The sequence below is a fragment of the Terasakiella sediminum genome, from assembly GCF_033100395.1.
Lineage (GTDB): Bacteria > Pseudomonadota > Alphaproteobacteria > Rhodospirillales > Terasakiellaceae > Terasakiella.
Map to the genome: position 1 here is coordinate 1 of NZ_JAWLVJ010000030.1, position 21,233 is coordinate 21,233.

Here is a 21,233-nt window from a genome sequence, read left to right on the forward strand (position 1 = left end):
TGAAAACGCCAAACCAAATGCACAGAAAAGCCCGCTGCCAAAAGCAACGGGCTTAACCTAAAACCGTCAACGTATTTTAGGACGGGTCATTATTTTTTTATGGGTTCCCCATCACGCCCTTCGTGATAGCAGGGCAGGCCGTCATCCACAAAAGCCCAAGATGCTTTGTAATCAGTGTAGATATGCGCATCAGGATTTAGCGGCACCTCATCATCCAGGGTGGCAAGGGCAAATTCGACGATTTCACCAGATGCCCCGGAAGCTTCAAAGATCAAGCTGGACCCGCAGTTCGGGCAAAACTTTCGAATCGTGCCATTTTCCCCTTTAAAGCTGGCAACCTGACTTTCCCCCTTGGTCCAAACAAAGTTTTCAGCCGAAACTTCACCAAATGTCGCGTAAGCAGCCCCATGAAACTTTCGGCACATTGAACAATGGCAATGTCCCATACGTTCGCCTATGTCTTTGACTTTATAGGATATATCCCCACACAGGCAGGAACCTTTAATCCATTGATCTGTCATCACATCCATCCTTTGATCAAATCAGCCTCAATCTTATTCTAAAGTATAGAATTTGTTTACCAATTGGCTTCATAAAAGATACAGTATTTTGCAAAAATAAAGGCACCATTTTTATGAAGACTTGGCGTACAGCTCTAACCAAGGTTCAGCCGGGGGTTTTCCTGCCGGTTCTTGGCGTGTGCGTGGTGCTTTATTTTGCCTATCATGCTGTCCAGGGGGATCGCGGTATTCGATCTTTGCTTGATTACCAGCATCGTGTTGAAAAGACCAAACAACAACTGGCCCAGATCAAGTCAGAACGTATTCGCCTGGAACACCGTGTTTCTTTATTGCGCCCGGAAAGCCTTGATCCTGATTTACTGGAAGAACGGGCACGCGCTGTCCTGAACTTTGCCCACCCAAACGAAATTGCCATCATTGTGAAGTGAGCCGATCATGAGTGCCAAAACCTTACCTGAACCGCCATACTACGCCGTTATCTTCGTAAATCAGCGTACAGAGGCTGACGGGGAAGGCTACGGCAAGACGGCGGATCGGATGGTAGAGCTTGCCCAACAGCAAGACGGCTACCTCGGCATGGAAAGTGTGCGTGAAGAAAGCGGGAAGGGGATTACCGTTTCCTACTGGAAAGATATGGACGCGATCAAAAGCTGGAAACATAATCTGGAACATGTTGATGCCCGCGAAGAAGGCAAGCAAAGCTGGTACGAAGATTATCAGTTACAGATCGCCAAAGTCGAACATGGGTATCGGTGGATTAAAAACTAAATCTCGAATCCATCATATCTTTTGGTATTCAAATACCGCCTCAGAGAAAATATATAATTTGCGCAACGCAACATAGAAAAATTTTCAACTTTTAGACATCCGCATCAACTTTACGCGTAGAGAAAACTTATCCATATTAACCACACAACAGTTAATAACCATGTTTTGCAAGGGGTTAAGAGCGTCTTAAAATTGAAATATTTTGGTCATTTTACGCAAAAACCCTGACCGATAGATTAACTAAAACAAAGTTAACTCACTCTTTTGCATTGCAGCACAGTAACTTATATAAAGTGAAAAGCTTTGCATTTGCCCCTCAATTGCGTTTCATAGACTTACAAATTCGCATCAAAACAATGCTTTCACGCCTAGCCAAGGGGAGTCCTATGGCAACACAAACAAAACGCAGCACTCGGGGTAAAAACAAAAAACCCGAAGCAACACCTGAAGAACTGCTTGAGTTCTATAAGGAAATGCTTTTGATCCGTCGCTTTGAAGAAAAAGCGGGTCAATTGTACGGTATGGGCCTCATCGGGGGGTTCTGTCACCTTTACATCGGTCAAGAGGCCGTTGTTGTTGGTATTCAATCCATCGCAAATCCGCAGGATACACTGATCACATCTTATCGTGATCACGGCCACATGCTGGCCTGTGGCATGAGCCCGGACGGCGTAATGGCCGAATTGACTGGTCGTGAGGGTGGCCTGTCAAAAGGTAAGGGTGGCTCTATGCACATGTTCTCCAAAGAGAGCGGTTTTTACGGTGGTCACGGTATCGTTGGCGCCCAGATCCCCTTGGGGACAGGCCTGGCCTTCGGTCACAAATACAATGAAGATGGCGGCGTGAACTTTGCCTATATGGGTGATGGCGCAGTTAACCAAGGCCAGGTTTATGAGGCCTTCAACATGGCAGCTCTTTGGAAACTGCCTGTTGTCTATGTTATTGAGAACAACCAATACGGCATGGGAACTTCTCTGGAACGTGCATCTTCCAACACAAACCTTTATGAACGCGGCGCGGCACACGGCATCCCCGGCATTCAGGTTAATGGCATGAGCGTTCTTGAAGTTCGTGAAGCAGCAAAAGAAGCTGCTGAGAAATGTCGCCGCGGTGAAGGTCCAATCATTCTTGAAATGAAGACTTATCGTTACCGTGGTCACTCTATGTCTGATCCAGCGAAATATCGTGCGAAAGAAGAAGTACAAAAAGTACGTTCTGAAAGCGACCCGATTGATTACGTTCGCGCTCTGTTGACTGAAGGCGGTCATGCTGATGAAGCTGCGCTGAAAGAAATCGACAAAGAGATCAAAGCGATTGTGACAAAATCCGCAGAATTTGCTCAAACCAGCCCGGAACCAGCCGAAAGTGAGCTGTGGACCGACGTTCTGGTGGAAGCTTAAGCATAGAGAAGAGAGAAAAGTTAATGCCTATTGAAATTCTTATGCCTGCGCTTTCACCAACAATGGAAGAGGGCAACCTCGCCAAATGGTGCAAGGCAGAAGGTGACACGGTTGAAAGCGGTGACGTCATCGCTGAAATCGAAACTGATAAAGCCACAATGGAAGTCGAAGCTGTCGATGAAGGTGTTCTCGGCAAAATTCTGGTTCCAGAAGGCACTGAAAACGTAAAAGTAAACGAACTGATCGCCCTGTTGCTGGACGAAGGTGAAGATGCTTCTGCGGTTGATAACTACGCTGCTGGCGGCGCTGCCCCTGCTGCGGCCCCTGCAGAAGCAGCCCCGGTTGCAGAAGCAACAGCTGCGCCAACAGCCTCTGCGGTTCCTGCACCTGTAGCTGAAGATGCATATGACGGCCCAACCGAAGCGATGACTGTTCGCCAGGCGCTGAACACAGCTTTGTTTGAAGAATTCCGTCGTGACGACAAAGTTCTGATCATGGGTGAAGAAGTTGCCGAATACCAAGGCGCTTACAAAATCTCCCAGGGTCTGCTAGATGAATTCGGTGAAAAACGTGTTGTTGATACACCGATCACAGAAATCGGCTTTACTGGTGTTGGTGTTGGTGCGGCATGGTCCGGCCTGAAGCCAATCGTTGAATTCATGACATTCAACTTCGCCATGCAAGCGGTTGATCATATCATCAACTCTGCTGCCAAGACACTTTACATGTCTGGTGGTGAGATTTCCTGTCCGATCGTATTCCGCGGTTGTAACGGTGCGGCATCCCGTGTGGCTGCTCAGCACTCACAATGTTACGCATCCTGGTACGCCCACTGTCCTGGTCTGAAGGTTGTCACACCTTATTCAGCAGAAGATGCTAAAGGCCTGTTGAAAGCGGCTGTTCGCGACCCCAACCCAGTTATCGTTCTGGAAAACGAAGTTCTCTACGGTAAGACATTCGATTGTCCAACTGATGAAGATTTCGTTATCCCATTCGGTAAAGCAAAAATCGAACGTCCTGGTACAGACGTTACGCTGGTCGGTTACTCTATTTCTGTTGGCTGGGCACTGGAAGCTGCTGAAAAACTGGCAGAAGAAGGTATCTCTGCAGAAGTTATCAACCTGCGTTCGCTGCGTCCGCTGGATACACACACCATCATCGAGTCTGTTAAGAAAACAAACCGTCTGGTGACTGTGGAAGAAGGCTGGGCATATGCCAACATCGGTTCTGAGATCGCCACACAGGTGATGGAACATGCCTTTGATTATCTGGATGCGCCTGTAACACGTGTTGCTGGTGCAGACGTTCCAATGCCATATGCGGCGAACCTTGAAAAACTCGCTTTGCCGACTGTGACAGACATCGTCGCAGCCTCTAAAGCGGTTTGTTACAAGTAATCTCGGATAAAGGAATTAAGCATTATGCCTATTCAAATTTTAATGCCTGCACTTTCTCCGACGATGGAAGAAGGTAACCTGGCAAAATGGTGTGTCGCTGAAGGTGACACGGTCGAAAGCGGCGACGTAATCGCTGAAATCGAAACCGACAAAGCAACCATGGAAGTCGAAGCTGTTGACGAAGGCACCATGGGTAAAATCCTCGTTGCTGAAGGCACAGAAGGCGTGAAAGTCAATGAACTGATTGCCCTGTTGCTTGAAGAAGGCGAAGATGAAAGCGCTTTGGAAGGCGCAGCAACGGCTGCACCAGTTCCTGCGGCAGCACCAGCGGCTGCTGAAAATGCTGCACCTGCACCAGCTGCAGCGGCGGCACCAGCCCCAGCCGCCCCTGTGTCTGACAGTGGCGAACGTGTTTTCTCAAGCCCACTTGCACGTCGCATTGCGGCACAGGAAGGCCTGGACATCAAAGCAATTTCCGGCACAGGACCACGCGGTCGTGTTGTTAAGCGCGATGTGGATGCGGCACTGGCTGCTGGTACAGGTAAAGCAGCGGCACCTACCGCTGACAAGCCTGCGCCAAAAGCCGCTGCAGCAGAAAGCAATACATTGTCTGAAGATGATCCAATCTTCAAATTGCTGCCAGAATACGAAGCTGTTCCAAACTCAAACATGCGCAAAACAATTGCAAAACGTTTGACAGAATCAGCACGCGACATCCCACACTTCAACCTGCAGGTTGACGTTGAGATCGACAAGCTTCTGGCGCTGCGTAAAGAACTGAACTCTCGCGATGGTGCAGATTACAAAATCTCTGTAAATGACTTCCTCGTGAAAGCTACTTCTTTGGCCCTGACACGTGTTCCAGATTGTAACGTTGCCTATACAGACGGTGCGATCCTGAAATTCAAACAGGTTGATATGGCCATCGCGGTTGCCGTTGAGGGCGGCCTGATTACGCCAATCATCAAAGATGCAGCATCCAAAGGTCTGGCAACATTGGCAAATGAAGCCAAAGACCTTGCTGGTCGTGCGCGCGAAGGCAAACTGTCACCTGAAGAATATCAGGGCGGTACATTCACCATCTCTAACCTCGGCATGTTCGGGATCAAGAGCTTCAACTCCATCATCAACCCACCACAAGGCGGTATCCTGTCTATCGGTGCTGGCGACCAACGTCCTGTCGTTAAAGACGGCGCTTTGGCTGTTGCAACCGTTGTGACACTGACCTTGGCAGTTGATCACCGTTGTATCGACGGTGCTGCTGGTGCGGCCTTCATTAAGGAACTTAAGAGCCTTATCGAAGATCCGATTTCATTGATGCTCTAAGAGATAGGAAATTTAGAATGTCTGATACTAATTTTGACGTCATTGTTGTCGGCGCAGGCCCTGGTGGTTATGTCGGCGCGATCCGTGCAGCTCAGCTGGGCATGAAAGTTGCCCTGGTTGAAGCCAATCATCTCGGCGGCATCTGTTTGAACTGGGGTTGTATCCCGACAAAAGCACTTCTGCGTTCTGCCGAAATCTATGAACACATGAAACACGCTGCAAGCTTTGGTTTGGGTGCAAAGGACATTTCATTCGATCTGGCAAAGATTGTTGAACGTTCACGCGCTGTGTCCAAACAACTATCTGGTGGTGTAGGCCACCTGCTTAAGAAGAATAAAGTTACTGTCATCGACGGTTATGGCAAGCTTCTGGGTGACGGCAAGCTGGCTGTTGAAAAAGACGGTAAAGTCTTCACAACACTGTCTTCCAAACACATCATCATGGCAACTGGTGCACGTGCCAAATCCTTCCCGGGTCTTGAGCCTGATGGTAAGCAAGTCTGGACGTACATGGAATCACTGGTTCCAAACGAAGTACCAAAGTCTCTGCTGGTTATCGGTTCCGGTGCCATCGGGATTGAATTTGCCAACTTCTTCCACACATTTGGTGCAGACGTGACCGTTGTTGAAGCCCTCGACACCATCATGCCTGTTGAAGATGAAGAAATTTCCAAACTTGCCCAAAAGCAAATGGAAAAACGTGGCATGAAGTTCAAGACAGGCACTTTCGTTAAGAAATTGGACAAAGCGGCTGATGGTGTAACTGCAACCCTTGAGAAAAAAGGCAAGCAGGAAACCATCAAGGTGGATAAAGTCATCACAGCCGTTGGTGTTGTGCCAAACGTTGAAAACATCGGTCTTGAAGCGGCTGGCGTCAAGCTGGACGAGCGTGGTTTTGTAGCCATTGACGGCTACTGCAAAACATCTGCTGAAGGCATTTATGCCATCGGCGACGTTGCCGGTGCGCCATGTCTTGCCCACAAAGCTTCCCACGAAGCCATCATCTGCGTTGAAAAGATCGCTGGTCAGAAAGGCGTACACCCACTGGATAAAGCCCTTATCCCAGGCTGTACATACTGTGAACCACAGGTCGCTTCTGTAGGTCTGACGGAAAAAGCAGCCAAAGAGGCCGGCTACAAAGTAAAAGTCGGCCGTTTCCCATTCATGGGTAACGGTAAGGCAATTGCTTTGGGTGCGCCAGATGGTCTGGTTAAAACTGTCTTTGATGAGAAAACTGGTGAACTGCTGGGTGCTCACATGGTCGGTGCTGAAGTAACTGAGCTAATCCAGGGCTTTGGCGTTGCCAAGTCTTTGGAAACGACAGAAGAAGACCTCATGCATACAGTCTTCCCACATCCAACACTTTCGGAAATGATGCATGAAAGTGTTCTGGATGCGTATGGCAAAGCCATTCACTTCTAGAATTTCTTAAAAAGTAAATTGAAAAGACGGGGAGGGGGCTATAGTTTCTTTCTCGTCTTTTTTTTAACCAACACTTGAGGTCAAAATGTCCAGCTGTTGCGGTCCAAAAACTGAAGCAAAAACTGAAGACGATGTGCGCAAGGCCGTTTCTGAAAGTTATGCTTCCATTGCCAATTCCGGTGGAAACGCTGGCTGTTGCCTCCCCGCGACAGGCGGAAGCGATACACCATCCGCAGAAGAGTTTGCCAAAAACTTTGGCTACAGCGATGAAGAACTGGCAGCCGTTCCAGATGGCGCGAACATGGGCTTGGGGTGCGGAAACCCGTCAGCTATCGCTGCGATGAAAGAAGGTGAAACCGTTGTTGATCTTGGTGCCGGGGGTGGATTTGACTGTTTCCTCGCCAGCAAACAGGTTGGAACCTCCGGTCAGGTCATCGGCGTTGATATGACACCGGACATGCTGAGAAAAGCGCGCGATAACGCCAAAAAGATTGGTGCTGATAACGTTGACTTCCGCCTTGGTGAAATCGAAAACCTGCCCATTGCCAACGATACAGCCGATGTCATTATCTCAAACTGCGTTGTCAATCTAAGCCCCCGTAAAGACCGCGTTATTGAAGAATCGTTCCGCGTCTTGAAACCGGGTGGTCGCGTTGCAATCTCAGATGTTGTACAGACACATGACATGCCGAAAGACATCCAAAATGATACAGAACTGCTGTGTGGTTGCGTATCAGGTGCTGCGTCCGTCGAAGATTTGACCAAATGGATGGCTGAGGCTGGGTTTACCGATATCAAGATCGATATCAAAGAAGAAAGCCGTGAATATATCGCCGATTGGGCGCCAGGTCGTGGCATTGAACAATATGTCGCTTCTGCCTCCATCGAAGCGGTAAAACCGAATTAACATTCCCTGCGGGTAGGAACACTTGCAGAAAAGAAGGATCACAAGATCATGAGTGAAGCACCAAAATTGCGTCACCCCGAAAAGCAAAAGAATCCGGACAACCCGGTTCAACGCAAACCGGCCTGGATACGTGTCAAAGCCCCCACATCAAAGGGCTACAATGAAACACGTAAACTGATGCGTGATAAAAAGCTTCACACGGTCTGTGAAGAAGCATCCTGCCCAAATATCGGGGAATGCTGGGAACGCAAGCACGCAACCTTCATGATCCTGGGTGAGATTTGCACCCGTGCCTGCACCTTCTGTAACGTGATTACTGGCAAGCCAAACGCGGCTGACCCAATGGAGCCGGAAAATGTTTCCATCTCCGTTGCCACCATGGGGGCGAAACATGTCGTTATCACCTCTGTTGATCGTGATGATATGGATGATGGTGGGGCGGACCAATTCGTTCAGTGCATCGAAAAAATCCGTGAAAAATCACCAGAAACCACGATTGAGATTCTAACCCCTGATTTTCGAGGGAAAGAAGGTGCTTTGGAACATGTTATTGCATCCAAACCAGATGTGTTTAACCACAACCTAGAAACTGTTCCACGACTTTTCCCGTCCGTTCAGTTGGGATCGCGCTATTTCTATTCTCTGCGCGTTCTTCAACGGGCAAAGGAGCTTGATCCACACATGTTTACCAAGTCAGGAATCATGGTTGGTTTAGGGGAAACCAAAGAAGAAGTTATCCAGGTAATGGATGATATGCGATGCGCAGATGTTGACTTTCTGACCATTGGGCAGTACTTAGCACCAACACCGAAGCACGCACCGGTTGATCGTTTTGTCACACCGGAGGAATTTGAAGAATATGCAAAAATCGCGAAACGTAAAGGTTTCCTGCTGGTTTCTTCGACGCCTCTGACCCGATCCAGCTATCATGCGGATCAAGATTTTGCCAAGTTACGTGCTGCGCGTGAGGAACAATTAGCTAAGAAGTAACATGCCTACGCACGCAGAAATTAAATATTGCCCACATTCGGCGACGCAGATGTATGATCTCGTCGCCGATGTCGCGTCCTACCCGGATTTTCTTCCCTGGTGTGTGGCAACGCGCGTGCGTGAAAATAAAGATAACCGCATGATCGCTGATATGGTCATCGGTTTTAAAATGATCCGGGAAAAATACACATCAGAAGTAACCCTTGATCCAGGTAAAGAAGTGCAGATCGTTTATAAAAACGGCCCCTTCAAATATCTGAACAGCCACTGGAAATTTGACGAAGAACCAGATGGCGGCTGCACCATCGACTTTTTTGTAGATTTTGAATTTCGCTCCGCCTTGCTTCAAAAGGTCATGGGTGCCGTCTTTAACGAAGCAGTCCAGTTGATGATGTCAGCCTTTGAAAAACGCGCCAATGAACTTTATGCGTCAGATTGAATCATAAGCAATTCTAACGCTCGTTCAACTGTTTGGGCGCGAACCGCATCGCGATCACCATCAAATTCTTGTCTTTCAACAATCGTATCAGCCCCTTTTCTTGCACAAGCAAGATAAACAAGCCCAACTGGCTTTTCTTTTGAACCTCCACCAGGCCCTGCAATCCCCGTCACAGCAACACATAAATCAGTTCCAGCGGCCTTCAAACCGCCTTCAGCCATTTCTTTTGCGACCACGTCACTGACAGCACCAAACCTGTTTAAGTCATCTTCGGATACATCAAGCATTTCGTTTTTCGCCTGATTCGAATAGGTGACAAAACCACGATCGACCACATCAGATGATCCGGTAATCGCCGTTAACGCCCCTGCAATCAAGCCGCCCGTACAAGATTCAGCTGTCGCGACCGACAGTCCTTGAACACGGCATTTTTCCAGTGTTTTCGTTGCGATCTCATCAAACATTTTACATCCCATTCAGTTGGATATTCAGGAAATAAATCGCAATCAATCCGTATATTGCAGCCAAGACATCATCCATCATGATCCCCAAACCACCATGAATATTTTTGTCTGCCCAACAAGCAGGCCAAGGCTTAAAGATATCAGCAACACGAAACAGGACAAATCCAATGAGATAGAGCAGGGGGTCCAAACCAGCAGGAATTAAAACAAGCCATTGGCCCGCAACTTCATCAATAACAACGGCACCGGGGTCCTTGACACCTGATTTCTTTTCAAAAACATCAGATGCCCAAACACCAACGATAAAGACAAGAATCGTTGCAACACTTAAGCCAATCCATCCCCAATAATACTGAATGCCCCAACCAAAGGGCACCGCCGCCAGCGATCCCCAAGTTCCAGGCGCAAAAGGCATCAAACCAGACCAAAACCAGGTTGCTAAAATGCCCGCAGGCGAGCGCAGAAACGCTTTATTGATAGATTGAGATGAAGATGACAAAACCGCTAACCCCTTTTTAATCATTCTTGCGATATCATAGGTTGATATCTTTGCAACAGAAAAGATTTTACATTTTTTTGATTATTGGCATAGCACTTAAAGCCAAACCACTGTATAAATGCGAGGGTTTTGGGAAACAGGGTCTGTGTTTGATCTCTTCCCATGGGAACAAACCGACATAGGTTTGAAGAAAATTTTAAACTAACGACTGTGAAGAGCGACGTCTGGGGCACATGAGCGATTTTGAGAAACCGGTAAAAACTTTAAAGCAACAAACTATTGATTTTACTGACAAATACTTTCCTGAACGTCAATTGGTGCTGCGTACAGATGGTGACCTGAAATACCTCCGCATCTCCAAAAGCCTTCAGATGGCTGTTTCCGCCTGTGCTTTCTCTTTACTCAGTTGGACGGCCTACACAACAACGACCCATTTTCTGCACGACATTGAGCTTGTCGAAAAAGACGAAGAAATTCTCAGTGTTCAGGTGGCCTATCGTAGCCTCTTAAGCGAAATTGATGAATATCAGAAAAAATTCACCAATATCAGCGACGAACTTGAAGCCAACCATACAATGCTGATTGCCAGCCTTGGCACAGAAACCCTGGAAAACAAAGACAAACTGGTAACGGCCGAAGCGGCGCGCAAAGAAGCGCAGATCGCACGTAAACACCTGAACAATCAGCTTCTGTCGATCGAAGACTCTATGCGCGACCTCGCCAGTCGTAACTATTCCCTGAAGGGTGATTTATCCCTGAAGGAAATGGATTTGCAGACAGCACTTGCTGAACGCAACACAGCGCGCCTTCAAAAATCACGCCTGGAAGAAAAGCTTCGCAATACTGAAATCGAAATGGCTCGCCTTAATCATTCACAAGAAGATTTGATTAAGCGCGTCAGCGATCAGGCCAGTGAAGAAATCGCTGATATTGAAGCAACATTGACACTTGCAGGCCTTGATCCGGACAAAATGCTCAGTAACCTTGGCGAAGATGCCCAAGCATCTGGCGGACCTTTCATTGCGGCTGTTTCTGAAGATGATGACAGCGCAGAAGGCGTTGAAAAAGCGAAGCTTAATATGATTGATAATCACCTTTCCCGCTGGAAAGGTTTGCAGGCAATCAGACAATCCCTTCCTTTGGCACAGCCTTTGGACTATTATTACATCAGTAGCCGTTATGGAAAACGCCGTGACCCTGTGAATAAACGCTGGGCCATGCATTATGGCCTTGACATGGCAGCTTCTAAAAAATCACCAGTCTATGTAACAGCACCCGGTAAGGTGACGTTTGTGGGCTGGAAAGGCAATTACGGTCGTTTCATCGTTATCGATCACGGTAACGGCATTGAAACCCGTTATGGCCACTTACATAAAACCCTGGTTAAAAAGGGTGAGACCGTCGATTTCAGAACCAAAATCGGTTTGGTGGGTAACACAGGCAGAAGCACTGGTGCCCATTTGCACTATGAAGTGCGCGTTAACGAGAAAAACGTAGATCCGTTTAAATTTATCAAGGCAGGACGTAATGTTTTCCAAGGGTAATAAAAACAAAACAACAAATTCCGCTGGTTCAGCTGCTAGAAAGCGTGTACCGCCTTCAATCATCAGCTCTGATTTGGTTATTACAGGCAACCTTGTCAGCGAAGGGGAAATACAAATTGATGGTACCGTAAGAGGTGACATTCAAAGCAAAGAACTGCTTGTTGGCGAAACCGCATTGATCGAAGGCGAGATTGTAGCAGAATCCATCCGCGTTCACGGTAAAGTCGATGGGCAGATTAAGGCACTGAACGTCAGCTTGGCAAAAAGTGCACATGTTGTCGGTGACATTCTCCATGACAACCTATCCATTGAAACAGGCGCCTTTCTGGAAGGTCACTGCAAGCGCCTTGCTGATGGTGAATTCCAGAAAAGCCAAAAACCGGACCTTAAAGTTACGGCTGAAAAAGCAGCCCCGAAAACAACAGCTCCGGCAACAGCGACCAAAAAAGCATCCGCTTAAATGTCGCGCAAAAGAATTTGAAAAAGCCTGCAACTCTGCAGGCTTTTTTTTATGCTTCTTTTATAAAATCAAGAATTGCCGTTTCGGCTTCAGCTTCAGAAAGAGTTGGGGCATGCCCCACACCTTGTAGTTCAATTCCTCTAATATTATCAAGCTGTTCACACATCTTCACAAAAGTTTCTTTGTCAAAAACACTGGATTCATTCCCCCGGATCAACAGAACTGGACGTTCCCCTAGCGCATAAAAGTAGGGCCACAAATCCTGTCGGTCTTCAGCCCCTTGTTGATCTTTGATGTTTTCAGCAATTTTGACATCCCAGTTGGGGACATAACGCCCGTTTTCAAGCTTATATGTCTTCTTCGCAACATCCATCCAGTCTTTATCGACAAAGCCAGCTTCATCTTTATAATAGCTTTTAAGCTTTTCAACGGCCCCCTGAAGGTCAGCAACCGCGGATCCATCCGACGTATAAGCGACAATCTTGGCAAGCCCATCTTCATTCAAGTCAGGGCCAACATCGTTTAGAACCACAGAATGTACCAGACCGGGTGCGACCACACACATGACCATAGTCAGCAAGCCACCAAGAGATGTTCCGATAAACAAGCAATTATGCAAGTTCAGCGCAGCGCAAATTGTAAAAATATCTGAGATATAGACTTTGGGGTCATAGTTAGACCAATCGGAATCAAAATCAGATTTTCCACGACCACGATAATCCAGACAAATAACCCGCCGCCCCACATCCTGAAGTTTTTCCGCAATTTCTTCAAAATCCTGAGAATTACGTGTCAGACCGGATAAACATAAAACAGGGCGCCCGGTTTCTTGCAGTGGGCGATAATCCCTCAGATAAAGCGATAAGCCATCACTTGCTGAAATCCGTCGTTCCAAATAGCGCATCTTATTAACTTCCAATTAAATCCGGCAATTTTGCAAGAGAGCGAATTTCAAATTTCGGTTCATTTTGAATATCAAGTTTTTCTCTCTTCTGCCCAAATCGGTTGACCCAAACCACCTGAAACCCAAAAGCTGTCGCCCCAACAGCATCCCAGGAATTCGCAGATTGAAACGATATATTTTCTTTTGCGACCCCCAGTTCATCCACCGCAAACTGATAGACACTTGGGTGAATTTTAAAAACCTTCAACTCATCGACAGAAAAAACACCATCAAGTAAATGCTCAATCCCCGCCTTACGCACTGCAGAAGTTAACATCGTGCGTGACCCATTGGACAGAATAGCCGTTTTAATACCCCGATCTCGCAAATTTTTCAGCATTTGCGGAACTTCGGGATAAGCATCAAGCTTTAGATACAATTCCATCAACCTGGTCCGTAAAGCAGGATCATAGATATTGTATGTTTCCATTGTAAAATCTAGCGCATCGCCCGTCACATGCCAGAAATCTTTAAATTCCCCCATCAGGCTGCGCAGCCAGGTATATTCCAGTTGCTTCTTGCGCCACATGGCCGAAAAGTCCAGCCAGCGATCCCCAATTTCATCAGAGCACCGTCGTGCAGATGCCGCTACATCAAAAAGCGTCCCATAGGCATCAAACACACAAGCCTGAATATTATCTAATTTCGTCTCCATTGTTCCCCCTTATTTTCTTCTTTTTAAATCAGCTTCCAGGGAAGAAGCGATTTCAGTCGTCTTCAAGCGATGACGATAGACCTGAATATTTTCCAGCACGCGCTGCACATAATTCCGTGTCTCATCAAACGGAATTTGTTCAACCCAATCAATCACATAATCGCGATCATCTGTTCGCGGGTCCCCAAATTCTTTAATCCACTGACGGGCACGATGCGGCCCGGCATTATAAGATGCCAGGGTCAAAACGTACGATCCTTCGAACTTCTTTAGCAAGTCATCAAGATACTCACTGCCAAGCCAGACGTTCAGTTTTGGATTTTTTGTCAGCTTATCGCGGGAATATTTATAGTTTTTCCGCTTTGCCAGTTCGTATGCCGTACCCGGCATCAACTGCATCAAGCCCCGTGCACCTGCCCGACTTTTGGCTTTTTCATAAAAGGCGCTTTCCTGACGGATAATACCGTGCACAAGCGCCCCTTCAGGGGTTTTGCGCATCAGTGTCTTGTCTACAAGCGGGTAGGCGGCCTCAATCACGCCATGCCCCTCACGCAAAGCCTTCTTCCCGACATAGACAGCCAGGTCGGGACGCCCGGACGCAATTGACAATTCCGCCACCAAGGTGCGCCAACCAGCTGTCGTGCTCATGGTATTGAGTTGATAAATGAAAGAACGCATGTGGTCACGTTCTTTCATCCGCTGCAGAAGCCGAACGACATCAACCAACTCACTTTGCTGGAAGACAATGCGTTCCTGGCGATTTGGTTCTGCCTTGGTATTGATCACCAGCTGTGGCCGCTTGCCTAAGCGCTCGGTCGCCAACTGCCCATAATAAGCTGTTGGATAAGTTGCAGCTGTTTCATACCATTTGTTTGCTTCCTCATCGCGGCCTAAATCTTCCAGGCTACGGGCAATCCAATAGGCCCCACGGGCCTTGCTGATCGGAAAACTTACGGCTTTATAAAGATTGGTAAAATGGTTCAGGGCAACATTGGGTTCAGCCAAAAAACGCAACTTGATCCAGCCCGCCAACCATTCCGCGTCAGCAAACTTTGCACCTTTAGTTAAGCCATGGTTCTCAACCATGCGATAGGCCTCGCTATAGTGCCCTTGGCGCACGGCATGGCGAGCCATAACGGCACGTTGTTTCCACCAGACATGAGGGAAGGGGAGTTGATCGGGGGCCTGAAACAAAAGCTCACGTGCTCCACTGTAGCGCCCCTTGATCCGGCGCCATCGCATTCGTTCAAACAAAAGACCGGGATGATTGATAAACTTCTGTGGGACTTTAGAAATTGCCCGGTCCACCCCCCCACGCACTTTGCGCAGTGCCAGACGTGCCTCAGCCAAGCGCTGCCAATCTTTCTTGACATAGCCTAACATACGACGCGCAGGGTAATAGCGGCCTTCCCACAATAGACGATCCAGTCGCTGAACATGATCGTCGTATGATAAATATTTTTTGTATCGCTTATAAAACTGCTTTTGCTGATCACGTCCAAAGTTAACCTTCAACCATGATTTTTTGACCTGCAGCTTCAATTCTTCCATCCGCCCCATCTGCTGAAGGGCCGCTGTCAGCATAATGTGACCATTGGCGCTGACAGGTTGACGCCCGGCAAACCATTTTAGGACAGATCCAGCCGGAATGGTTTCGTCCATCGCTTCTTCGGCACGTCGTTGCAAGACAGATTGACGCGGCCAGTCAGAATTATGCGCGATAAAGGCCGCAATTTCCTGAAATGGAACATCCTTTTTAGGATCCGTAATCTGCATCCATCGGATCAGTTTGGCAGGTAGTGCACTTTTTGCTTTAACCGCTTTTTGGGATGCTTTTTTCCACTTTTTCTTTTTGGCATCTGCAAAAGCGGATTTTGCGATTTTATAATCGCTATTGGATAAAGCAGCGGCTTCAACAGTTACCATTGAAAAAGTAACATACACCAAACACAAGCAGAAAATTTGCACGCATTTGAGGTTATAAAGACGATAGGTCAACAGTCTTTCATCCCTGATTATTTTGTGGACTTTCCTTATATTCAGCGCCACTTGGATAACCACTCTAAAAGCCCCTATGGCTCATCGCAAGCAAGGAATGTGATTTTTTTCTGTCACAAAACTTGCTGATCCGTGCCGAAACAGTTATGTTCTGTCTCTTCATAATAATATTACTTTATGTGCGGGCGTTTTTTGCCCTACATACCAAGGAGATAGTCATGTTTCAGGGATCCATTCCTGCCCTGATCACGCCGTTCAAAAATGGTCAAGTCGATGAACAGGCTTTTCAAGACCACGTAGAATGGCAGATCGAGCAAGGGTCTGATGCTCTCGTCCCCGTCGGCACCACTGGTGAGTCGCCGGTACTCAGTCATACTGAACACCACCGCGTTGTGGAATTATGTTTAGAGGCTGCAAAGGGACGTGTTCCGGTTATTGCCGGAACCGGTTCTAACAACACAGCCGAAGCCGTCAGCCTGCATAAACATGCCAAGGATGCAGGCGCGGATGCGGGTCTGGTCGTGACTCCTTATTACAACAAACCGACTCAAAAAGGTTTGTTTGCTCATTTTAAGGCAATTCACGATTCCTGCGATCTTCCGATCGTAATTTATAATATCCCAGGTCGTTCAGTCATTGATATGTCAGTGGACACGATGGCCGAGTTGGCAAAGTTGCCAAACATCGTTGGTGTCAAAGACGCAACGGGTGATTTGACACGTCCACTAAACACCCACCTTGCCTGTGGCGCTGATTTCTGTCAGCTCTCCGGTGAAGATGCAACGGCTGTACAGTTCCTGTCTGCAGGTGGTCGCGGTTGTATTTCCGTTACAGCCAACGTTGCCCCAAAGCTGTGTTCTGACATGCAGCGTGCCTGGCGTGAAGGTGATGTGGCAAAAGCAATGGAAATTCAGTTCAAACTGTTGCCATTGCACAATGCCCTGTTCTGTGAAAGCAATCCGGGTCCGGTTAAATATGCAGCCGAGCTAATGGGTCGCTGTTCATCTGAAACACGCCTTCCATTGGTTGAGATCGAAGAAAGCAGCAAAGAAACTGTGCGCAAGGCACTTTCTGATCTGGATATGATCTAAACAAATGGCAGCTAAGAAAAAAGCTGATGATTTTTCGACGCGCATTGCGGCCCAAAACCGCAAGGCGCGTCATAATTATCATATTGAAGATACATTGGAATGCGGCCTCGTCCTGACCGGAACAGAGGTGAAATCCCTGCGCAATGGCCGTGCCAGCATCCAGGAAGCCTATGCGGCGGAAAAGGATGGCGAACTGTATCTGATCAATGCCAATATTCCGGTTTATGAAGGGGGCAATCGCTTCAACCATGAACCCAAACGCATGCGCAAAATCCTTGCTCATAAAAAAGAACTCGCCAAGCTGATGGGTATGACAACCCAGAAAGGCTACACGCTCGTACCGCTGCACATCCACTTTAATGACCGCGGAATTGCCAAGGTCGCCATTGGTATTGGTAAAGGTAAGCAAGCCCACGACAAACGTGACAGTATCAAGGACCGTGACTGGAAACGGGACAAAGCCCGTCTGCTACGCGAAAAATACTGACTTGTCATTCTGACTTTCTCTGCCGATATATGACAGATGAAAGATCAGAACCTAAATCCATGGGATGAACTGAACCGTCAAAAACTAAGCCAGATGGCGCTTAGAAAGATTGAACGTGCCAAATCACCACACAAGCAACCATCCCTGTCGCTAGCACCCAGGTCGCAACGACTGCCGCCGGGGCAGGAACTGACAGGTAAATTCCCCGTCCTTGACCTTGGTGACCAACCCAATCTTTCTACAAACGATTGGTCACTGAGCATTCAAGGATGTGTCGAACATCCAATCAGTTGGGATTGGAACGAGTTTCAAGGTCTGAAACGCAATCAGGTTCAATGCGATATTCACTGCGTCACCAACTGGTCACGCTTTGACAATCTGTTTGAAGGTGTCTCTACCCAAACCATTGCCAATCACGTCAAGCCGACAAGTGAGGCTAAATTTGTTCTCCTGCGATCCTATGATGGATATTCAACCAATCTGCCATTAAAAGATTTTCTCTCAGAATATGCATTGATTGCAGATCGTTGGAATGGGGAGCCTCTCAGTCGCGAACATGGTGGCCCAGTTCGATTTATGCTGCCGCATCTCTATTTCTGGAAAAGTGCCAAGTGGATCCGGCAAATCGTCTTTAGAAAAGATGATCATCCCGGTTTCTGGGAGGTGAGGGGATATCACAACTATGGTGATCCCTGGAAAAATCAACGTTTCAAATAGAAAAAGACGGGCCACAGACCCGTCCTTTCCTCGTTCACGTTCTTTAATGTAATCAGGATTACATTTTTTTCGCAGCGCATGGGTTCTTCGCAGCGCAAGGGTTTTTGGCTGCACATGGGTTTTTAGCTGCGCATGGGTTCTTCGCTGCACAAGGGTTTGCAGCACATGGGTTTTTAGCAGCACAAGGGTTGGCCGCACATGGGTTCTTCGCTTTACAGTAAGCAACCTCGAAAGAGCCTTTTGGCATAGCTTCAGCAGGAAGAGCAACAGCTGCACTCATTGCACCGACAACAACTGCACAGGCAACACCATTGATAACTTGTTTTTTAGTAAGGACGGACATATTGGGTAACTCCAGTAAAAATGAAACATTGTTTGGCGGCGCCTCAGTGAAGGCCGGTACATATTTTGTCGCATGAAACAGGTCTCGTTGGGGAATCACAAGAGATCACAAGAATGTGAAGCTATAAAAAATGCCCTGTATCTCTTTGACTACAGGGCTTTTTATTATGATAACGCGCGTTTTAAAATTGGGATACGCGATAAAAGAATAAGATCAAGGGCCATCAGACTCATTAAAGTCAGTCCCGCTAACGGAAAGGCCATCGAAATAATCAATCCGACAAATACTGCCCCCTGCCATAAAGGCATGTCTTTTGGAAGTGCAGGGGCAGCCAACCGTCTGTTATCCGAAGGTTTGCGTTTCCACCACATCACGATACCGCTGACACATAGGAAAATAACAGACAGGCAGATGACTGTATTAGCAAGTACACTCCAGAGCCCCATTGTCCCCATGTGCAGGGCGACACCAACAGCCATGGCTTTCCCCATCCAGGAATAATCTTCATATCGAACGTCAGCCAGAACCTTTCCCGTATACCGATCCACATGTACGGTGCGGTCTGAAAATGGATCAGTGCTGTCTGTACTCATAGAATCCCGGCTAAAGGTATAGACGCCTGTCTCGCTGGTCGGCACATTCATTTGATAGCGACCTTCAAACCCGATTTTACGCGCCAACGCATCCATCGTATCAATACGAACAGGCGTACCTTTTCCCAATACCTGTTGACCGGCCTGACTACCCGATGCAGGCATTGGTGTTTGTTCCAACGCCCAGGGCACTTCCTTCGGGCCATGGTTCATGCTGGCGTGTGTGACATCTGAAAGTGGGACATTATCCCATTTTTCTGCGGGAAAACTACTCCATGCCTGTACAAACTTGCCACCCCAAACGCCCGTCCATGAGAGGCCCGAGAGCAAAAAGAAGATTAGAAAGATAGAAAGCCAAAAGGCAACGGTGCCATGCAGTGATTTCCAGATCGATCGGTTGTTTTGATTAAATTCCGGAATCAGCGCCTTTCGCCAACCATTCGTTCGTGGCCACCACATGTAAAGCCCTGTCGCGATCAGAACCATCCCGAGGGAAGCCGATATTTCCAAAATCCGATCCCCCGGCACGCCCAACAACAGGTCACTATGGACATTATCGGCAAAATCATACCAACCGCTGCGACGGGGGAAATCTGCGATGACTTCAACCCGATAGGGATCCACAACGACCATGGTAGCTTTGCCATCCAGATCAACACGAAAAATCGATGCCAGATTATCTGCACGTGGTGCCACATATTGCTTCAATGTACCACCGGGTACAGCCTTCAACGCCGCATCGGCCTGTGCTGAAACAGCCTGAACAACGCCTTGTGGAACAACAGTAATTTTTTCCCCATCACGTCCATCTATATAAGCAATCCAGGTCATCGCCATCCCTGTGACGGCAAGAATGATGAAAAGAGGAATGACAAAAAGCCCGGTATAGAAATGCCAACGCCAGGCCGCCGCATAGAGTTTATTTTTAGATGAAGACGCAATTGCACCCTCAGCAACAGTGGTTGCTTGGTTAGAGACCATCAGTCTCTCCTTTCAATTTGATTTATAAAGAATATTGGAAATCAAATGGAAAGGGGTGGAGCACGCGCTAAAAAGAGATTGTGTTCTGCAAGTGATAACGTCACATCATCAGAAAACAAACCATGCGCTTTATTAAACGAAAGCGTTATCAGCTCATACGTTTCAGGTGCTGTTACAGCATCTGAATAAACATGTGAAGACCATTCACAGTGGGTTTGAACAGATTTTTCAATCGGTTCACCATCTTCGCTAACGACAATGGTCTTAATTTCATCGCCACTACAAATGATAATTTCAATGCCTTCTTCCGTAATGGACGGCATTGTACCTGCTGAATAAAAGGCAAACAGAAAGAAGGGCAGGAACATTATTCCCGTCACCCATCGCCTTACAACATTTTGCCTTAAGCTTTGAAACATCTAAAAACAGCACACACTCAGAGTTTATTGAACTTATAATAAGTACAACAATTAAGCAGCAGGACAATAAAAAAACTGGATTACTCATCCAGTTTTTTTTGATCTATATCTTTCTGCTGCTTATCTTTTTCGAACTGATCGGCTTTTTTCTGCGCTTTCGTTCGTCCAAATTTGACACGATTTTCCTCAGCCCGTTTTTCTTTTTCTGAACGGGCTTTCTGTTTTCGTTTCTGCCGCAGATTAATAATCTCAGCCAAAGCGCGGGCTCGCTGCACGGATATGTTCCATCAGTTCATCATACTCAAAGGCAGTTTTAAACTGTGGAAACTCTGCAATCACGTTATCCGGTGCACTAAACAAAATACCTGTGTGGGCTTCCCCCAGCATGGTCGTATCGTTATAGCTGTCACCCGCTGCAATCGTGTGGAAATTCAGCTTCTTAAAGGCTTCAACCGCCTTTCGTTTATGGTCGGTGAGGCGCAGTTTGTAATCAGCGACACGATCATTCTCATCAACAATCAGGCGATGACAGAACAACGTCGGCCAATCAAGTTGACGCATCATCGGTTCGGCAAATTCATAGAAAGTATCTGACAGGATTACGACCTGGAAGTCTTCACGCAACTTATTGAGGAAATCACGTGCGCCTTCAAGCGGACCCAATCCGTCAATCACTTCCTGAATATCCTGCATTTTCAAACCGTGCTTATCCAGAATATCAAGACGATATTTCATCAGCACATCATAATCCGGTTCTTCACGGGTTGTGCGTTTCAGCGCTTCAATGCCGGTTTTCTCAGCAAAATTGATCCAGATTTCCGGGATCAAGACACCTTCTAGATCAAGACAGACGATTTCCACTAACTTTCC

25 protein-coding genes are annotated in these 21,233 nt (G+C 47.4%); 14 read left to right on the top strand and 11 right to left on the bottom strand.

Annotated features, from left to right (window positions below):
• Window positions 1–89 precede the first annotated feature (89 nt).
• Entirely contained in the window at window positions 90–521 is a 432-nt protein-coding gene (locus RYZ26_RS17635; protein ID WP_317684571.1) for a GFA family protein, read from the bottom strand.
• Window positions 522–634: 113 nt separating this feature from the next.
• Between RYZ26_RS17635 and RYZ26_RS17640 the strand changes: the two genes are divergently transcribed.
• From RYZ26_RS17640 to RYZ26_RS17680, 9 genes are all read left to right on the top strand, one after another.
• Window positions 635–949: an FtsB family cell division protein gene (locus tag RYZ26_RS17640; protein ID WP_317684572.1), complete on the top strand. Its 315-nt coding sequence runs from the start codon at window positions 635–637 to the stop codon at window positions 947–949.
• A gap of 7 nt (window positions 950–956) precedes the next feature.
• Window positions 957–1,289 (top strand): antibiotic biosynthesis monooxygenase family protein, encoded by a 333-nt coding sequence (locus RYZ26_RS17645; RefSeq protein WP_317684573.1) that lies wholly within the window; start codon window positions 957–959, stop codon window positions 1,287–1,289.
• A gap of 386 nt (window positions 1,290–1,675) precedes the next feature.
• Entirely contained in the window at window positions 1,676–2,689 is a 1,014-nt protein-coding gene (gene pdhA / locus RYZ26_RS17650; protein ID WP_317684574.1) for a pyruvate dehydrogenase (acetyl-transferring) E1 component subunit alpha, read from the top strand.
• A gap of 23 nt (window positions 2,690–2,712) precedes the next feature.
• Window positions 2,713–4,086 (top strand): pyruvate dehydrogenase complex E1 component subunit beta, encoded by a 1,374-nt coding sequence (locus RYZ26_RS17655; protein ID WP_317684575.1) that lies wholly within the window; start codon window positions 2,713–2,715, stop codon window positions 4,084–4,086.
• A 24-nt stretch (window positions 4,087–4,110) separates the two neighbouring features.
• The gene (locus RYZ26_RS17660; protein ID WP_317684576.1) at window positions 4,111–5,412 is read left to right on the top strand and encodes a pyruvate dehydrogenase complex dihydrolipoamide acetyltransferase; all 1,302 of its coding nucleotides are present in this window, start codon (window positions 4,111–4,113) and stop codon (window positions 5,410–5,412) included.
• Window positions 5,413–5,429: 17 nt separating this feature from the next.
• Complete coding sequence (lpdA, locus tag RYZ26_RS17665; protein ID WP_317684577.1) at window positions 5,430–6,833, top strand: dihydrolipoyl dehydrogenase; 1,404 nt, start codon at window positions 5,430–5,432, stop codon at window positions 6,831–6,833.
• Window positions 6,834–6,918: 85 nt separating this feature from the next.
• Window positions 6,919–7,740 (top strand): arsenite methyltransferase, encoded by an 822-nt coding sequence (locus RYZ26_RS17670; protein WP_317684578.1) that lies wholly within the window; start codon window positions 6,919–6,921, stop codon window positions 7,738–7,740.
• Window positions 7,741–7,788: 48 nt separating this feature from the next.
• Window positions 7,789–8,730, top strand: coding sequence for a lipoyl synthase (gene lipA / locus RYZ26_RS17675; protein ID WP_317684579.1), 942 nt, complete (start codon window positions 7,789–7,791; stop codon window positions 8,728–8,730).
• Between the two features lies 1 nt (window position 8,731).
• Window positions 8,732–9,169: a type II toxin-antitoxin system RatA family toxin gene (locus tag RYZ26_RS17680; protein ID WP_317684580.1), complete on the top strand. Its 438-nt coding sequence runs from the start codon at window positions 8,732–8,734 to the stop codon at window positions 9,167–9,169.
• Here the strand turns inward: RYZ26_RS17680 and RYZ26_RS17685 are convergent.
• Window positions 9,154–9,633 carry a CinA family protein gene (locus tag RYZ26_RS17685; protein ID WP_317684581.1) on the bottom strand — a complete coding sequence of 160 codons (480 nt, stop codon included), beginning with the start codon at window positions 9,631–9,633 and terminating at the stop codon, window positions 9,154–9,156. The two genes, RYZ26_RS17680 and RYZ26_RS17685, sit on opposite strands and share 16 nt — an antisense overlap.
• Window position 9,634: 1 nt before the next feature.
• Window positions 9,635–10,156, bottom strand: a complete 522-nt coding sequence (locus tag RYZ26_RS17690) for a phosphatidylglycerophosphatase A family protein (RefSeq protein ID WP_317684582.1) — start codon at window positions 10,154–10,156, stop codon at window positions 9,635–9,637.
• A gap of 209 nt (window positions 10,157–10,365) precedes the next feature.
• Between RYZ26_RS17690 and RYZ26_RS17695 the strand changes: the two genes are divergently transcribed.
• Together RYZ26_RS17695 and RYZ26_RS17700 are read left to right on the top strand one after the other, a co-directional pair.
• On the top strand, window positions 10,366–11,676 hold the full coding sequence (locus RYZ26_RS17695) for a M23 family metallopeptidase (RefSeq protein ID WP_317684583.1): 1,311 nt from the start codon (window positions 10,366–10,368) through the stop codon (window positions 11,674–11,676).
• A complete protein-coding gene (locus RYZ26_RS17700) occupies window positions 11,660–12,136 on the top strand; it encodes a bactofilin family protein (protein WP_317684584.1) in 477 nt (158 codons plus the stop codon). The genes RYZ26_RS17695 and RYZ26_RS17700 overlap by 17 nt, the downstream gene beginning before the upstream one ends.
• 49 nt (window positions 12,137–12,185) lie before the next feature.
• Here RYZ26_RS17700 and RYZ26_RS17705 read toward each other — a convergent pair whose 3' ends face one another.
• The 3 genes from RYZ26_RS17705 to RYZ26_RS17715 are packed head-to-tail and all read right to left on the bottom strand — an operon-like array spanning window position 12,186 to window position 15,660.
• Window positions 12,186–13,040, bottom strand: coding sequence for an alpha/beta fold hydrolase (locus tag RYZ26_RS17705; protein ID WP_317684585.1), 855 nt, complete (start codon window positions 13,038–13,040; stop codon window positions 12,186–12,188).
• Window positions 13,041–13,044: 4 nt separating this feature from the next.
• Entirely contained in the window at window positions 13,045–13,734 is a 690-nt protein-coding gene (locus RYZ26_RS17710) for a haloacid dehalogenase type II (RefSeq protein WP_317684586.1), read from the bottom strand.
• A 9-nt stretch (window positions 13,735–13,743) separates the two neighbouring features.
• Window positions 13,744–15,660: a lytic transglycosylase domain-containing protein gene (locus RYZ26_RS17715; RefSeq protein ID WP_317684587.1), complete on the bottom strand. Its 1,917-nt coding sequence runs from the start codon at window positions 15,658–15,660 to the stop codon at window positions 13,744–13,746.
• Window positions 15,661–15,950: 290 nt separating this feature from the next.
• Between RYZ26_RS17715 and dapA the strand changes: the two genes are divergently transcribed.
• The 3 genes from dapA to RYZ26_RS17730 are packed head-to-tail and all read left to right on the top strand — an operon-like array spanning window position 15,951 to window position 18,027.
• Window positions 15,951–16,823 carry a 4-hydroxy-tetrahydrodipicolinate synthase gene (gene dapA, locus RYZ26_RS17720; protein ID WP_317684588.1) on the top strand — a complete coding sequence of 291 codons (873 nt, stop codon included), beginning with the start codon at window positions 15,951–15,953 and terminating at the stop codon, window positions 16,821–16,823.
• Window positions 16,824–16,827: 4 nt separating this feature from the next.
• Complete coding sequence (gene smpB, locus RYZ26_RS17725) at window positions 16,828–17,310, top strand: SsrA-binding protein SmpB (protein WP_317684589.1); 483 nt, start codon at window positions 16,828–16,830, stop codon at window positions 17,308–17,310.
• 36 nt (window positions 17,311–17,346) lie between these two features.
• Window positions 17,347–18,027: a sulfite oxidase-like oxidoreductase gene (locus RYZ26_RS17730; protein WP_317684590.1), complete on the top strand. Its 681-nt coding sequence runs from the start codon at window positions 17,347–17,349 to the stop codon at window positions 18,025–18,027.
• 58 nt (window positions 18,028–18,085) lie between these two features.
• Here RYZ26_RS17730 and RYZ26_RS17735 read toward each other — a convergent pair whose 3' ends face one another.
• The 5 genes from RYZ26_RS17735 to thrH form a co-directional block, all read right to left on the bottom strand.
• Window positions 18,086–18,370, bottom strand: coding sequence for a hypothetical protein (locus RYZ26_RS17735; protein WP_317684591.1), 285 nt, complete (start codon window positions 18,368–18,370; stop codon window positions 18,086–18,088).
• Window positions 18,371–18,534: 164 nt separating this feature from the next.
• Window positions 18,535–19,944: a PepSY-associated TM helix domain-containing protein gene (locus tag RYZ26_RS17740; protein WP_317684592.1), complete on the bottom strand. Its 1,410-nt coding sequence runs from the start codon at window positions 19,942–19,944 to the stop codon at window positions 18,535–18,537.
• A 41-nt stretch (window positions 19,945–19,985) separates the two neighbouring features.
• A complete protein-coding gene (locus tag RYZ26_RS17745) occupies window positions 19,986–20,312 on the bottom strand; it encodes a hypothetical protein (RefSeq protein ID WP_317684593.1) in 327 nt (108 codons plus the stop codon).
• Between the two features lie 131 nt (window positions 20,313–20,443).
• Window positions 20,444–20,620, bottom strand: a complete 177-nt coding sequence (locus RYZ26_RS17750) for a DUF4169 family protein (RefSeq protein WP_317684594.1) — start codon at window positions 20,618–20,620, stop codon at window positions 20,444–20,446.
• Window positions 20,613–21,224 carry a bifunctional phosphoserine phosphatase/homoserine phosphotransferase ThrH gene (thrH, locus tag RYZ26_RS17755; RefSeq protein WP_317684595.1) on the bottom strand — a complete coding sequence of 204 codons (612 nt, stop codon included), beginning with the start codon at window positions 21,222–21,224 and terminating at the stop codon, window positions 20,613–20,615. Before thrH ends, RYZ26_RS17750 begins: the two co-directional genes overlap by 8 nt.
• Window positions 21,225–21,233 lie beyond the last annotated feature (9 nt).